Here is a 12,638-nt window from a genome sequence, read left to right as displayed (position 1 = left end):
CCGGCCCAGCCCTTGCCGCCGATGGCAGGACGCCCGCAAGTTGTGTTACGGAAAACCCGGCCTGGCAGCGCATCGCGTGACTTCGACGCGTTACCGCTTCTCGATCACGAGGCTCTGGACGGCGCGGCCGAAATAGCCGCTTCGATCCGCGAGCCGCGACATCGCCAGCCCCGCGCCGTCAGGGCCGATCCAGCATTCCCCATCGAGCAGGATCCACTCGCCGACCGGCTGCCGCGCAAAATTGACGCTGAGGTCGGCGTTGATGAAGGTCCATTGCCGGAAATCCAGCGCGGACGATGTGCCGTTGGAAAAGTCGGCCGCGACCACGGCGCGCATCGCCTGCGAGATCGGCGATCCCGCGATCAGCGGCTGGTCGATCCGAAACCAGATCGCGGCGGGGCCGACCATGCCGAAGCGGCCATGCGCGGCGCGCATCGAAATGCACTTTGTGAATGGACTGCCGGCATTGTCGGCGGGTTCGACCATCGATTGATCCGGCCCCGGCAGTTCAAGCGGCAAATCCGCGATCTCAGGCGGCAATGCCAGCGACTGCGTCTTGATCTTCAGCACGGTCGCGCCGACCACGACAACGCCGTCGGCGAGCAGTTTGATCGCGCAAAGCTGGATCTTGCGGCCCTCGCGCAAGATTTCGCGCTCGATCGTCAACGGCGCCACCGGCACGGGGCGCATCAGATCGATGGTGACGCGGGCAATCTGCATCGGCACCGGCGACGGTATCGCCTCGGCCGCCCACACCACCAGCGCCGCCGGCGCCGATCCGTGCTGCATGCGCGGATCCCAGGGGCCGGCTGCGTCGGGGCTGGTGACGACGCGATCGCCGTCGACGCGAAAGATCGGATCCATCAAGCGGGCATCACTTGGTGCCGAACATCCGGTCGCCGGCGTCGCCAAGGCCCGGCAGGATGTAGCCGTGGTCGTTCAGCCTTTCGTCGACGGCCGCGGTCCAGACCGGGATGTCGGGATGCTCCTTCTGGAAGTGCGCAATCCCCTCGGGCGCGGCCAGCAGGCAGACAAACCTGATGTCACGGGCGCCCCGCGACTTGAGCAGGGCTGCGGCCGCGCAGGCGGAATTGCCGGTCGCAAGCATCGGATCCATCAGGATCACCGTGCGATCCGACAGATCCTGCGGCGCCTTGAAGTAATATTCGACAGCTTGCAACGTCTTGGGATCGCGATAGAGCCCGATATGCGCCACGCGCGCCGACGGCACCATCGCCAGCATTCCGTCCAGAAATCCGACGCCGGCGCGCAGGATCGGCGCCAGCGTCAGTTTCTTGCCCGCGATCATCAGCGCCTGCATCGGGGTCAGCGGCGTCTCGATGTCCACCAGTTCGAGCGGCAAGTCGCGCGTGACTTCATAGCAAAGCAGCATCCCGATCTCGTTCGTGAGCTCGCGAAAGCCCTTGATCGAACGCTCGCGCTCCCGCATCAGCGTAAGCTTGTGCTGGACCAGGGGATGGTTGACGACGTTGAGCTTGCTGGCTGTCATGCCGGTCTTTGTGGCACAGGGGTTGCCCCGTCATCAAGCGGCGCCACGCGATTTCCTTCCCTCTCCCCTTGTGGGAGAGGGTGGCGCCTCACGAAGTGAGGCGACGGGTGAGGGGTCTGTCTCCGCGGATAGAGACCCCTCATCCGATCCTCGCTTCGCCGTAGCCGATGCAAAGCATCGGCGTCCTGCCTTAAGAACGGCGGCCGAAGGCCGCCTATGGATCACCTTCTCCCACAAGGGGAGAAGGGAAGTAAGTGAGCGTCACAGCGCGGGGTCGATGGCCTCGGCGTATTCTTGTCTGAACCGCGCGATCAGGTCGGCGGCGGGCAGCACCTTGGCGACGCTGCCGACGCCCTGGCCGCTGCCCCAGATTTCCTTCCAGGCCTTTGGCTTTGCCCGTTCGCCCGACGCGTCGGTGCCAAAACTCATTTTCGACGGATCCGAGGTCGGCAGGTTTTCCGGATCCATGCCGGCGGCGACGATCGACGGCTTCAGATAATTGCCGTGCACGCCGGTGAACAGGTTCGAATAGACGATGTCTTCCGCACCCGCCGCCGTGATCATCTGCTTGTAGCCTTCCACCGCATTGGCTTCCGCGGTGGCGATGAAGGCGGAGCCGATATAGGCGAAGTCGGCGCCGAGAATCCGCGCGGCGCGAATGGCGCGGCCGGTGGCGATCGCGCCCGACAGCGCGATCGGACCGTCGAACCATTGCCGCGTCTCCGCGACGAAGGCGAACGGCGAAATCTCGCCGGCATGGCCGCCGGCGCCGGCGGAGACCAGGATCAGGCCATCGGCGCCCTTCTCGACTGCCTTGTGCGCGAACCTCTGATTGATGACGTCGTGGAAGACGATGCCGCCCCAGCCATGGGCTGCCTGATTGAGCTCCTCGCGCGCGCCGAGCGAGGTGATCATCATCGGCACTTTGTGTTTCTCGCAAACCGCAAGGTCGTGATCGAGCCGGTTGTTCGACTTGTGCACGATCTGGTTCACCGCGAACGGCGCCGACAGCCGGTCGGGATGCGCCTTGTCGTGGGCGGCGAGCTCCTCCTTGATCCGCGCGATCCATTCGTCGAGCAGCGCCGCCGGCCGCGCGTTCAGTGCCGGGAACGATCCGACCACGCCGGCCTTGCATTGCGCGATCACCAGGTCGGGTACGGAAATGATGAACAGCGGCGCACCGATGACGGGAACCGACAGACGCCCCTTGAACAAGGCCGGCATGGACATTCGAAAAGCTCCTTCGGGTTAGTCAGCGGAGTGAGGCGTTGGGCCCTGGGGATGCCAGACATCATACCAACTAGCCAATCTTTCCACTGTCAAGTATTGCGTTTTGACGCTGGATCATGAACCGATCGGATCATACTCTATTGGCATAGCGCCCGGATCACGTAATTCTCGGTCTTGCAGTCGCCCGGCTCGCGTTTGCGGCCCGGCAGGAACACTTTCGGCGAGCATTTTTCGGCCGCGTCGGTGTCGAGGCTCTTGCCTTCCTTGTAACCCTTGCTCTGACAGAGCCTGTCGGCGCCGGCCTTGCAGTCCGGTGCACCGTTGGTGGCGACCACACACGCCGCGCGCCCGGTCACCATCAGCGACGGCTTCGCCATGTTCGACAAGCTCTCGCCGGCATCTTTTGCGCGGGCGTTGAGATCGTCGATGGTCTCGCCTGGGCTCTTCATTTTCGGCAGGATCGCGAGCGATTTCTCGAACAGCTTTCCCATTTCATTGATCAGGCCCGGATTTTCCTCGCGCGCCGCTGGCGGCGGCGGCGCGGGCTCGATCTGCTGCGGCACCGGCTGCTGCGGCACCGGTTGCTGCGGCACCGGTTGCTGCGCCGGCGACTGCACGCCGAGCGAAGACGGCGGCGCGGCCTGCGGCCAGGAGGCCACCGGCGCCATCGTCAGCATCGACAACGCCAGGCCCGCGGTCGCGACATGCGCGCCGAACGGCCTGAAGAGAATGTCGATTCGATCGAGCATATTGGCCAGCGTAACCTGAAGGCCCGGACCGGCAAAGCTGCTTCCGGCTAGATCAACCTGAACGCGATGTAGAATCCAAGCACGAGGACCGCAGCCCCGAGCGCCACCCACAGACCCAACCGCTTTTCCAGTTCGGCCCGAATGACATCGCCGTAGCGGTTGAGCAGGACGGCGACCACGAAGAACCGCCCGCCGCGTGCGACAATCGAGCACAGTATAAACAGCCCGATGTTGTAGCCGGCGAAACCCGAGGTGATGGTGACGAGCTTGTAGGGGATCGGCGTCAAACCCTTCACCAGGATGATCACCGCGCCCCATTGGGCATACGACGCGCGGAAGGCGTCGACCTTATCGCTGAGGCCGTAGAGCGTGATCAGCCAGTGCCCGAGCGAGTCATAGAGCAGCGCGCCGATCGCATATCCGAGCAAGCCGCCGGTCACCGACGCGACCGTGCAGATGGCGGCGAACCACCATGCCCGCTTCGGCCGCGCCAGCGACATCGGCAGCAGCATGATATCGGGGGGGACCGGGAAGAAGGAACTTTCGGCAAAGGCTACGGCTGCCAGAATCCAGAGCGCGTAGGGCTTGTCGGCGGCGTCGATGCACCAGTCGTAAATTCGTCTCAGCATGGGCGCGATGAACCACCATCGGGCGCATTTGTCCATGGCGGTCAATGAGGGATTTTGAGGCTTCTTGCAGCGTTTTCGAGCGAAAGCCGCGCGCTTAGCGTCGCTTGCGCAGGCGGTTTTCGAGCGCGACAATTCGCCGCCGCACTTCCGGGGTAGCGGGGACCGCCGACAGTTTCACCGTGGACTTCGGCAGCTTCTCGGCAATGCCCATTAGATGTTCCCGCCGCTCCATCTCGCGCCAGACGTCCTCGGGCCTTACCCCGGCCGACGCCCATAGAACGGTCAGGTTATAGAGCAGGTCCGCGCTCTCGCGGACCACCGCGTCGGTCTTGCCGTTGACGGCGTCGATCACGACTTCGATGGCTTCCTCGGCGAGTTTCTTGGCCATCTTGGCCGGACCGCGCTGAAACAGCCGGGCCGTGCGCGACGTTGCCGGATCGAGATCCTTGGCCGCGATCACCGCTTGATAAAGCCGCCCGAGCGAATCACTCATTGCTCGAACCTAATCGAAACTCATGGCCAGCGTGTTAACGGTCGGTTTGACACCAAAAAAATCCACCGGCCGGAACAGCCGGTGGATTCGTTTTTCCTAAAATTTTGTCGTTACCAGCCGGCATTGGGATGGCCGCGGAAATACGGCACGGATGCCTTGGAGCCGTAGTAGCCGCCACCGTAATACGGGCCACCCCCGTAAGACACCGGGCCGCCGTAGTAGGTCGGGCCGCCGCCGTAATAACCATAGCTGTCATAATAGTCGCGGCGGTCCTGGGCCGCGGCAATCGCCAGACCCGTTCCGACGATCCCCGCAAAAGCGGCCGCGGCCGCAGCACCGCCGCCACCGCGATAATATCTGCGGCGGGCGCTGATGTCCGTCGCGCCGCTAGTCCCGGTCGCGGCCGTGATGCCCTTGCCTGAGGGTGCCGAGCCCGCGAACGCCATCGACGGTTCAACCGCCGTCAGCGCAACCGCCACAACCGTCGCCACCGCGCAGGCGCGGCCAATCGATGAAAACACAGCTTTTCGCGCAAACATCACATTATCCTCCGTGGTCGCATGGCCCGACAGGCCTTGGATAGCTAACCACTGCGCCGATGTTAGGTTCCCGATTCCGAATGGGAGCTGAACGATCTCTGGCGGAATCGTGGCAGTCATCGACCATTCAGACTGGATGCGGCAAAATGCGTGCGTTCGGTGCTTGTAATGACGCGCGCGATGTCGTGAAACAGACATAGCCGGCGCGGCAACTTGCCCCACCCCATGCTGACGTAAGCCCGATGCGCGTAATCCGGACCACAGCCATCCGCTCGATCCTGGCCGCGCTGATCGGCCTTTGCGCAAACGTGTGCGGCGATCCGAACCGGAGCCTGGCCGCCGACGAACCGCGGCCCCCGATCGCAATCCAGTTTTCGCTCGATCGGCCGATCGAGGCGGGCGCGGCCCCGTTCATACTGGCGTCGGCCCGCGGTCTGTTCAGCTCGGAAGGTCTGGCGGTCACGATCAATCTCGCCAGCGGATCGCCGGACGCCATTGCACGGGTTGCGGCCGGCAGCAGCGATTTCGCGCTGGTCGATATCAACGAACTCATTCGTTTTCACGACAAGGCAAGCGCGCCGCCGATCAAGGCGGTGTTCGTGCTGTTCAACAAATCGCCCTATGCCATCGTCGCCCGCAAGAGCCGGGGCATCCACGCACTCTCCGATATCGAAGGCAAAACCCTCGGCGTCGCCGAGGGCGATCTTTCGATCCGGCTGTGGCCCGCTTTGGCGCGGCAAAACGGGATCAAGGCCGCAAGCGTCAAGCAGAACAGAATCAGCGCCGCGGTGCGCGAGCCGATCTTGTCGGCGGGGCAGGTCGATGCGGTAGCCGGCTTTTCCTATCTGTCGGCGGTCAATTTGAGGGATCGCGGCGTTCCGGCCGATGACCTTGCCGTGTTTCAATATGCCGATTACGGCTGCGAGGCCTACGGGTTCGCCATCATCGTCAACCCGGCATTCGCGGCCAGGAAGCCCGAGGCGGTGAAGGGTTTTTTGCGCGCGGTCATTGCCGGCACGCAACTCGCCATCCGCGAGCCGGAGCGTGCGGCGGATGAGGTTGTCAGCCGGATGGACGGCGGATCGCGCGATCTCGAACTCGAGCGCCTGCGTACGGTGATCTCCGACAACATCCTCACCGGCGAAGTCAAACACAACGGCATCGGCGGCATCGATACCGCGCGGTTCGAGCGCTCGATCGACCAGATCGCGGAAGATTTCAAATTCCAGAAGCGGCCGACGGCTGCCGATATTTTCGACGATACCTTCCTGCCCCCGCTCAACGTCCGTCTGATCAATTGACTAAAAGGCGTGGACGCTGGTTCTTGCGCTGGTTCTTGCGCTGGTTCTTGCGCTGGTTCTTGGCGGCGATCCCTGATTAGAATACAGCTCGACCGCTCGCGCCCGTTGCCCCCTCCAGCCATTCCGGCATGTCCATGCTTCGCCTTTATACCCGCGTCCTGGAGTTGCTCGGCAAGGAGGCCCGGCTCGGCTGGATTCTCGCCGGCGCCAATTTGCTGCTGGCCGGCGCACAGTTCGCAGAACCCGTGCTGTTCGGCCGTATCGTCGACGTGCTGTCCGGCAAGCCGTCGACGGGTCCGCTTTCCTCGTCCTCGGCATGGCCGTTGCTGGGAGCCTGGGCGGCGTTCGGCCTGTTCACCATCGGCTGCAGCGCCGCGGTCGCGCTCAACGCCGATCGCCTCGCGCATCGCCAGCGTCAGGCAGTTTTGACCGATTATTTCGAACACATCATGCAACTGCCGTTGACCTTCCATACCGGCACCCATTCCGGCCGGCTGATGAAGGTGATGCTGAACGGCACCGATGCGCTGTGGCGGCTCTGGCTCGGTTTCTTCCGCGAGCATTTTGCCGCGATCCTGTCGCTGGTCGTGCTGTTGCCGCTGTCGCTCTACATCAACTGGCGGCTGGCGATCCTGCTGTTCGTGCTGTGCGTGGTGTTCACGGTGCTGACCACATTGGTGGTGCGCAAGACCTACGGAATGCAGAGCGAGGTCGAGGCGCAATACAGCGACCTTTCGGCGCGCGCCTCCGACGCGCTCGGCAATGTCGCACTGGTGCAGAGCTTCGTGCGCATCGACGCCGAAGTGCAGGGCCTGCGCTTCGTCGCCGACAAGCTGTTGGCCGCGCAGATGCCGGTGCTGTCATGGTGGGCGCTGGTCACCGTCATCACGCGCGCCTCCACCACCATCACCGTGCTCGCGATCTTCACCGTCGGCATCGTGCTGCACGAACAGGGGTTGACCTCTGTCGGCGAGATCGTGATGTTCGTCAGCTTCGCGACCATGCTGATCCAGAAGCTCGAACAGGTGGTCAGCTTCATCAACAACGTGTTCATGGAAGCGCCGCGGCTGCAGGAGTTCTTCGACGTACTCGACGCCGTCCCCGCGGTCCGGGACCGCCCCGGTGCGATCGATACCGGACGGCTCTCCGGCCTGGTCGAATTCCACGACGTGTCGTTCTCCTACGACGGCAAGCGTCCCGCGGTCGAAGACCTTTCTTTCACGGCGCTGCCCGGCCAGACCATCGCGCTGGTCGGCCCGACCGGCGCCGGCAAGTCGACCGCGATCGCGCTGTTGCACCGCGCCTTCGACCCGCAATCCGGCATCATCAAGATCGACGGCATGGATATCCGCGGCCTGAAGCTGACCGCGCTCAGGCGGAATATCGGCGTCGTGTTCCAGGAAGCACTGCTGTTCAACCGCTCGATCGCCGACAATCTGCGCGTCGGCAAGCCGGACGCCACCGAACCGGAAATGCGTACCGCGGCCGCGCGCGCCCAGGCGCTGGAATTCATCGAACGCGGCGAGCGGAAATTCGAAACCCATGCCGGCGAACGCGGCCGCATGCTCTCCGGCGGCGAAAGGCAGCGCCTGTCGATCGCACGCGCGATTTTGAAGGACCCACCGATCCTGATCCTCGACGAGGCGACCAGCGCGCTCGACGCCGTCACCGAGGCCAAGGTTAACGCCGCTCTCGATGAAGTGATGAGGGGACGCACCACCTTCGTGATCGCGCACCGGCTTTCGACCATTCGCAACGCCACCCGCATCCTGGTGTTCGACAACGGCCGCGTGATCGAAAGCGGAACTTTCGATGAACTCGTGGCCAAAGGCGGCCGTTTTGCGGAACTCGCAAGGGCCCAGTTCATGGTGCAGGAAAATGCCCGCGCCAGCATCGAGGCGAAGTAGGCCGGCGGGACCATCATCACGCTTCGGATTTCGCCGAAATTGCGTCCAATTCGTCCACGATTTAATCGCCGGGCCTCTGTTCTGGATCGGCAAGCCGGTATAGGTTTGCGCTGCGGTAAGCGACCGCGCCGGACACGCTTGAAACCCGAAAGTCAGATGTCAGACCTCCTTTGCCAAGGCGGGTCTCAAAGGACCGGAATCGGATAGTGCATTTTCTTCAACCACTGCTTCGCAACTCATCGTTGATCCGGATATTTTTCGTCGCAGCGCTTGCTGTCGTTACGTCGCGTATGGTGCACGCGGAAGCGTGGCTGGTCATCGAAGCCGATACCGGAAAGGTCCTGCAGGCGGATAACGCCACGATGCCGTGGTACCCCGCCTCCGTCACCAAGATGATGACGGCCTATGCCACGCTCAAGGCCGTCAAGGACGGCAAGCTGTCGCTCGATACGCTGTTCACGGTGTCGCCCGTCGCCGCCTCGCAGTCGCCCTCCAAGATGGGCTTGCGGCCCGGCACGCAGGTCACCGTCGAAAATGCGCTGGCGATGATGCTGGTGAAATCGGCCAACGACATGGCCGTGGTGCTCGCCGAGGGCGTTGGCGGCTCGATCGACGGATTCTCGGCGATCATGAACGAGCACGCGCGGCGGCTCGGCATGACGCAGACCAGTTACGTCAATCCGAATGGCCTGCCCGCCGACGGTCAGATCACCTCGGCGCGCGATCTGGCGATCCTCGCCCGCGCCATCATTCGCGATCTGCCGGAATACGAATATTTCTACCACATCCCCTCGATCCGCTACGGCCGCCGGGTCACCAACAATTTCAACCATCTGATCGGACGCTATCCCGGCGCCGACGGCTTCAAGACCGGCTTCATCTGCGCCTCCGGATATAATCTGGTGGGCTCGGCGACCCGCAACGGCAAGCGGCTGATCGCCGTGGTGCTCGGCTCTTCATCCGGCCATATGCGCGCGGTGCGGGCCGCGCAGTTGCTCGAGCGCGGTTTCGCCGCCAACGGACTGTCGTGGTTGCGTCCCTCGCTCGGTACCGTCGACAATCTGGCGCCGATCGATGCCTCGCCACCGAACCTGCGCGACGAGATGTGCGGCGGCAAGCGCCACAAGCCGGCCAGCGACGAGGATGAAGAGACCAGCGCCGCCAACGCCGGCGGTTCTGCGAGCGGCGGCGAGAGCGCTGTCACTTTCTTCACCGCCGGACTGCAGCCGCCGATGCTGAAGCCGTCGGCACTGCTGGCGGAGGGCCCCGTGGCCTCCGAACCCATGGTGGTGTATACCGGCCCGAAGCGAACCGGAGCGGCCCTGATCGCCGCGGTCGCGGCGGACACCGAAAAGCAGGCGACGCCGCGGCGCGGAAAGAAATCGCGGGTCGCGGCCAGGAAGCCGGACGCGGCGGCTTCGCCCAAGAACGAAGCCAAGACCGAAGCGAAGACCGAAGCCAAATCCGATGCCAAACCGGCCCCGGTCAGGCACGCCAACGCCAAGCCCGATGCCGCCCCGAAGGCGGCCGAAAAGCCCGCCGCCACCGCCGACAAGCCGGCAGCAAAACCGGCCAAGCCCAAGGCTGCCGCCAAGCCCAAAACCGAGACCAAGCCCGCCGGCTAATAGCGCCGTCGGACCCCTCGCTTAGGCAAGTTTTTGGACTCCCTGACCGGTTGTTTTTGGCCGACAATGCGTCGATAGCGCGCAGCCGCTTGCCATCGGCCGCGGCATTCTAAATACTGCCAAAAACAAGGCGACCCGGCCAAGAAACGGGGGCTCTAAACCAGAGGGGAAATACCATGGAGCGAATCTGGCTCAAGCAATACCCGGCCGGCGTGCCCGCCGACATCGACGTCACCCAGTATTCATCGCTGGTTGAGCTGCTGGAAGAAAGCTTTGCGAAGTTTTCCGATCGCAAGGCCTTCATCTGCATGGACAAGTCGATCAGCTACCACGACCTCGACGAGATGTCACAGGCGCTCGCCGCCTATCTGCAGAGCAAGGGCCTGCAGAAGGGGGCCCGCGTCGCGCTGATGATGCCGAACGTGCTGCAATATCCGGTCTCAACCGCCGCCGTGCTGCGCGCCGGCTATGCGGTGGTGAACGTCAATCCGCTCTACACCCCGCGCGAACTCGAACATCAGCTGAAGGATTCCGGCGCCGAAGCGATCGTGGTGCTGGAGAATTTCGCCACCACCGTGCAGCAGGTGATCGCCAGGACCGCGGTCAAGCATGTGATCGTCGGCAGCATGGGCGACCTGCTCGGCTTCAAGGGCGTGATCGTCAATCTGGTGCTCCGCCGCGTCAGGAAGATGGTGCCGCCCTATTCGATTCCGGGCGCCGTCACCTTCAACGACGCGCTTGCGGCCGGCCGCGGCCTGAAATTCACCAAGCCTGCGATCACGCGCGAAGACGTCGCTTTCCTGCAATATACCGGCGGCACGACGGGCGTTTCCAAGGGCGCCACCCTGCTCCACCGCAACGTGCTCGCCAATGTGCTGCAGAACGACGCCTGGCTGCAACCGGCGCTGAAGAAGCCGCCGATTGTCGACCAAATGGTCATTGTCTGCGCGCTGCCGCTTTATCACATCTTCGCACTGACCGCGTGCTACCTGCTGGGAGTGCGCAGCGGCGGCACCAATCTGTTGATTCCCAACCCGCGCGACATGGCCGGCTTCGTCAAGGAACTGGCGAAGTACCAGGTCAGCTTTTTTCCGGCGGTGAACACGCTCTACAATGGCCTGTTGAACACGCCAGGCTTTGACAAGCTCGATTTCTCCAAGCTGAAAATCGCCAATGGCGGCGGCATGGCGACGCAAAAGCCGGTCGCCGAGAAGTGGCTGGCGGTGACCGGTGTCCCGCTGTCGGAGGGCTATGGCCTGTCGGAGACTTCGCCAACGCTGACCTGCAATCCCGCCGACACCGACAAGTTCTCCGGCTCGATCGGCATTCCCGTTCCCTCGACCCATCTCTCGATCCGCGACGATGACGGCAACGAAGTGCCGCTCGGCCAGCCCGGCGAAATCTGCGCCAAGGGTCCGCAGGTGATGGCCGGCTACTGGAACCGGCCGGAAGAGACCGCGAACGTGATGACTGCCGATGGCTATTTCCGCACCGGCGATATCGGCGTGATGGATGAGAACGGCTACACCAAGATCGTGGACCGCAAGAAGGACATGATCCTGGTCTCCGGCTTCAACGTCTATCCGAACGAAATCGAGGAAGTGATCGCGAGCCATCCGGGCGTGCTGGAATGCGCCGTGATCGGCGTCCAGGACGCGAAATCGGGCGAGGCCGTGAAAGCCTTCATCGTCAAGAAGGACCCCAATTTGACCGCCGAGGAGGTGATCAAATTCTGCGCCACGCAGCTGACCGCCTACAAGGTCCCCAAGCAGATCGAGTTCAGGACCGACCTGCCCAAGACCAATGTCGGCAAGATCCTGCGCCGCGAACTGCGCGACGAGAAGAAGGCCGCGGCCTGAGGCCCACCGCCGTCATTGCGCGGAGCGGGAATAATTCAAGCCTCGTCATTCCGGGATGGTGCGTCAGCACCAGACCCGGAATCTTGAGATTCCGGGTTCGATGCTTCGCATCGCCCCGGAATGACGGCTTCGCCCATCAAACCACGGTGAGGTAGTTTCCTCGCCACGCCAAAATGCTCTAAGACACACCCGCACATCCTAGGGAGAATTGACGATGACGATCAGCGTTGGCGACAAGTTGCCGGAAGCCAAGTTTCGCGTGATGACGGCGGAAGGTCCGCAGGTCAAAACCACCGACGATATTTTCAAGGGCAAGAAGGTGGCGCTGTTCGCGGTGCCCGGCGCCTATACCGGCACCTGCCACAAGATGCACCTGCCCAGCATCTTCCTCAACGCCTATGCCATCAAGGACAAGGGCGTGAACACGATCGCGATCGTCTCGGTCAACGACGCCTTCGTCATGAACGCCTGGAAGCGCGACACCGACCAGCGCGACGAGGCGGTGTTCCTCGCCGACGGCAATGCCGATTTCACCAAGGCGATCGGCATGGAGCTCGACGCTTCCGGCAATGGCCTCGGCATCCGCTCGCATCGTTACTCGATGCTGGTGGAAGACGGCGTGGTCAAGAAGCTCAACCGCGAGCCCGCTCCCGGCAAGGTCGAGGTTTCCGGCGGCGATACGCTGCTGGGGCAGCTGTAAGTCGATCGCGCGCGGCGCTCGCGCCACTCACAACAGTCGTCGCTCGGCTTTGCTTCACTTCTCCCCTTGTGGGAGAAGGTGGCGCGCGCAGCGCGC

12 protein-coding genes are annotated in these 12,638 nt (G+C 63.5%); 5 read left to right on the top strand and 7 right to left on the bottom strand.

Going from position 1 to position 12,638, the window contains the following annotated elements; translation table 11 throughout:
- Window positions 1-90 precede the first annotated feature (90 nt).
- The 7 genes from V1289_RS26995 to V1289_RS26965 all read right to left on the bottom strand — a co-directional run bounded on the left by V1289_RS26995 (window position 91) and on the right by V1289_RS26965 (window position 5,150).
- The gene (locus V1289_RS26995) at window positions 91-864 is read right to left on the bottom strand and encodes a thioesterase family protein (protein WP_334400305.1); all 774 of its coding nucleotides are present in this window, start codon (window positions 862-864) and stop codon (window positions 91-93) included.
- Window positions 865-874: 10 nt separating this feature from the next.
- The gene (upp, locus tag V1289_RS26990; RefSeq protein ID WP_334400303.1) at window positions 875-1,510 is read right to left on the bottom strand and encodes a uracil phosphoribosyltransferase; all 636 of its coding nucleotides are present in this window, start codon (window positions 1,508-1,510) and stop codon (window positions 875-877) included.
- Window positions 1,511-1,771: 261 nt separating this feature from the next.
- On the bottom strand, window positions 1,772-2,740 hold the full coding sequence (locus V1289_RS26985; protein ID WP_334400301.1) for an NAD(P)H-dependent flavin oxidoreductase: 969 nt from the start codon (window positions 2,738-2,740) through the stop codon (window positions 1,772-1,774).
- A 137-nt stretch (window positions 2,741-2,877) separates the two neighbouring features.
- On the bottom strand, window positions 2,878-3,417 hold the full coding sequence (locus tag V1289_RS26980; protein WP_442896198.1) for a hypothetical protein: 540 nt from the start codon (window positions 3,415-3,417) through the stop codon (window positions 2,878-2,880).
- A gap of 119 nt (window positions 3,418-3,536) precedes the next feature.
- Window positions 3,537-4,118 carry a YqaA family protein gene (locus V1289_RS26975; RefSeq protein WP_334400297.1) on the bottom strand — a complete coding sequence of 194 codons (582 nt, stop codon included), beginning with the start codon at window positions 4,116-4,118 and terminating at the stop codon, window positions 3,537-3,539.
- Between the two features lie 94 nt (window positions 4,119-4,212).
- A complete protein-coding gene (hisE, locus tag V1289_RS26970; protein ID WP_309181872.1) occupies window positions 4,213-4,611 on the bottom strand; it encodes a phosphoribosyl-ATP diphosphatase in 399 nt (132 codons plus the stop codon).
- Window positions 4,612-4,721: 110 nt separating this feature from the next.
- A complete protein-coding gene (locus V1289_RS26965) occupies window positions 4,722-5,150 on the bottom strand; it encodes a hypothetical protein (protein WP_334400295.1) in 429 nt (142 codons plus the stop codon).
- 242 nt (window positions 5,151-5,392) lie between these two features.
- On the opposite strand from V1289_RS26965, the gene V1289_RS26960 reads away from it, so the two are divergent.
- The 5 genes from V1289_RS26960 (at window position 5,393) to V1289_RS26940 (ending at window position 12,542) form a co-directional block, all read left to right on the top strand.
- A complete protein-coding gene (locus V1289_RS26960) occupies window positions 5,393-6,451 on the top strand; it encodes an ABC transporter substrate-binding protein (protein WP_334400293.1) in 1,059 nt (352 codons plus the stop codon).
- Window positions 6,452-6,579: 128 nt separating this feature from the next.
- Window positions 6,580-8,358 (top strand): glucan ABC transporter ATP-binding protein/ permease, encoded by a 1,779-nt coding sequence (locus V1289_RS26955; protein WP_334400291.1) that lies wholly within the window; start codon window positions 6,580-6,582, stop codon window positions 8,356-8,358.
- 206 nt (window positions 8,359-8,564) lie between these two features.
- Window positions 8,565-9,983, top strand: coding sequence for a D-alanyl-D-alanine carboxypeptidase family protein (locus tag V1289_RS26950; RefSeq protein WP_334400289.1), 1,419 nt, complete (start codon window positions 8,565-8,567; stop codon window positions 9,981-9,983).
- 176 nt (window positions 9,984-10,159) lie between these two features.
- Window positions 10,160-11,842 (top strand): long-chain fatty acid--CoA ligase, encoded by a 1,683-nt coding sequence (locus V1289_RS26945; RefSeq protein WP_334400287.1) that lies wholly within the window; start codon window positions 10,160-10,162, stop codon window positions 11,840-11,842.
- A 214-nt stretch (window positions 11,843-12,056) separates the two neighbouring features.
- Window positions 12,057-12,542, top strand: coding sequence for a peroxiredoxin (locus V1289_RS26940; RefSeq protein ID WP_309181866.1), 486 nt, complete (start codon window positions 12,057-12,059; stop codon window positions 12,540-12,542).
- The last annotated feature ends 96 nt before the right edge of the window (window positions 12,543-12,638 follow it).

Source organism: Bradyrhizobium sp. AZCC 2289 (genome assembly GCF_036924615.1).
Taxonomy (GTDB): domain Bacteria; phylum Pseudomonadota; class Alphaproteobacteria; order Rhizobiales; family Xanthobacteraceae; genus Bradyrhizobium.
This window is presented reverse-complemented; position numbering and strand designations above follow the sequence as displayed.

What these genes read in the sequence shown, in the direction of transcription:
- V1289_RS26995 (WP_334400305.1), bottom strand. Translation starts at nt 864, where the DNA reads ATGGATCCGATCTTTCGCGTCGACGGCGATCGCGTCGTCACCAGCCCC.
- upp (WP_334400303.1), bottom strand. Translation starts at nt 1,510, where the DNA reads ATGACAGCCAGCAAGCTCAACGTCGTCAACCATCCCCTGGTCCAGCAC.
- V1289_RS26985 (WP_334400301.1), bottom strand. Translation starts at nt 2,740, where the DNA reads ATGTCCATGCCGGCCTTGTTCAAGGGGCGTCTGTCGGTTCCCGTCATC.
- V1289_RS26980 (WP_442896198.1), bottom strand. Translation starts at nt 3,417, where the DNA reads ATGCTGACGATGGCGCCGGTGGCCTCCTGGCCGCAGGCCGCGCCGCCG.
- V1289_RS26975 (WP_334400297.1), bottom strand. Translation starts at nt 4,118, where the DNA reads ATGCTGAGACGAATTTACGACTGGTGCATCGACGCCGCCGACAAGCCC.
- hisE (WP_309181872.1), bottom strand. Translation starts at nt 4,611, where the DNA reads ATGAGTGATTCGCTCGGGCGGCTTTATCAAGCGGTGATCGCGGCCAAG.
- V1289_RS26965 (WP_334400295.1), bottom strand. Translation starts at nt 5,150, where the DNA reads ATGTTTGCGCGAAAAGCTGTGTTTTCATCGATTGGCCGCGCCTGCGCG.
- V1289_RS26960 (WP_334400293.1), top strand. Translation starts at nt 5,393, where the DNA reads ATGCGCGTAATCCGGACCACAGCCATCCGCTCGATCCTGGCCGCGCTG.
- V1289_RS26955 (WP_334400291.1), top strand. Translation starts at nt 6,580, where the DNA reads ATGTCCATGCTTCGCCTTTATACCCGCGTCCTGGAGTTGCTCGGCAAG.
- V1289_RS26945 (WP_334400287.1), top strand. Translation starts at nt 10,160, where the DNA reads ATGGAGCGAATCTGGCTCAAGCAATACCCGGCCGGCGTGCCCGCCGAC.
- V1289_RS26940 (WP_309181866.1), top strand. Translation starts at nt 12,057, where the DNA reads ATGACGATCAGCGTTGGCGACAAGTTGCCGGAAGCCAAGTTTCGCGTG.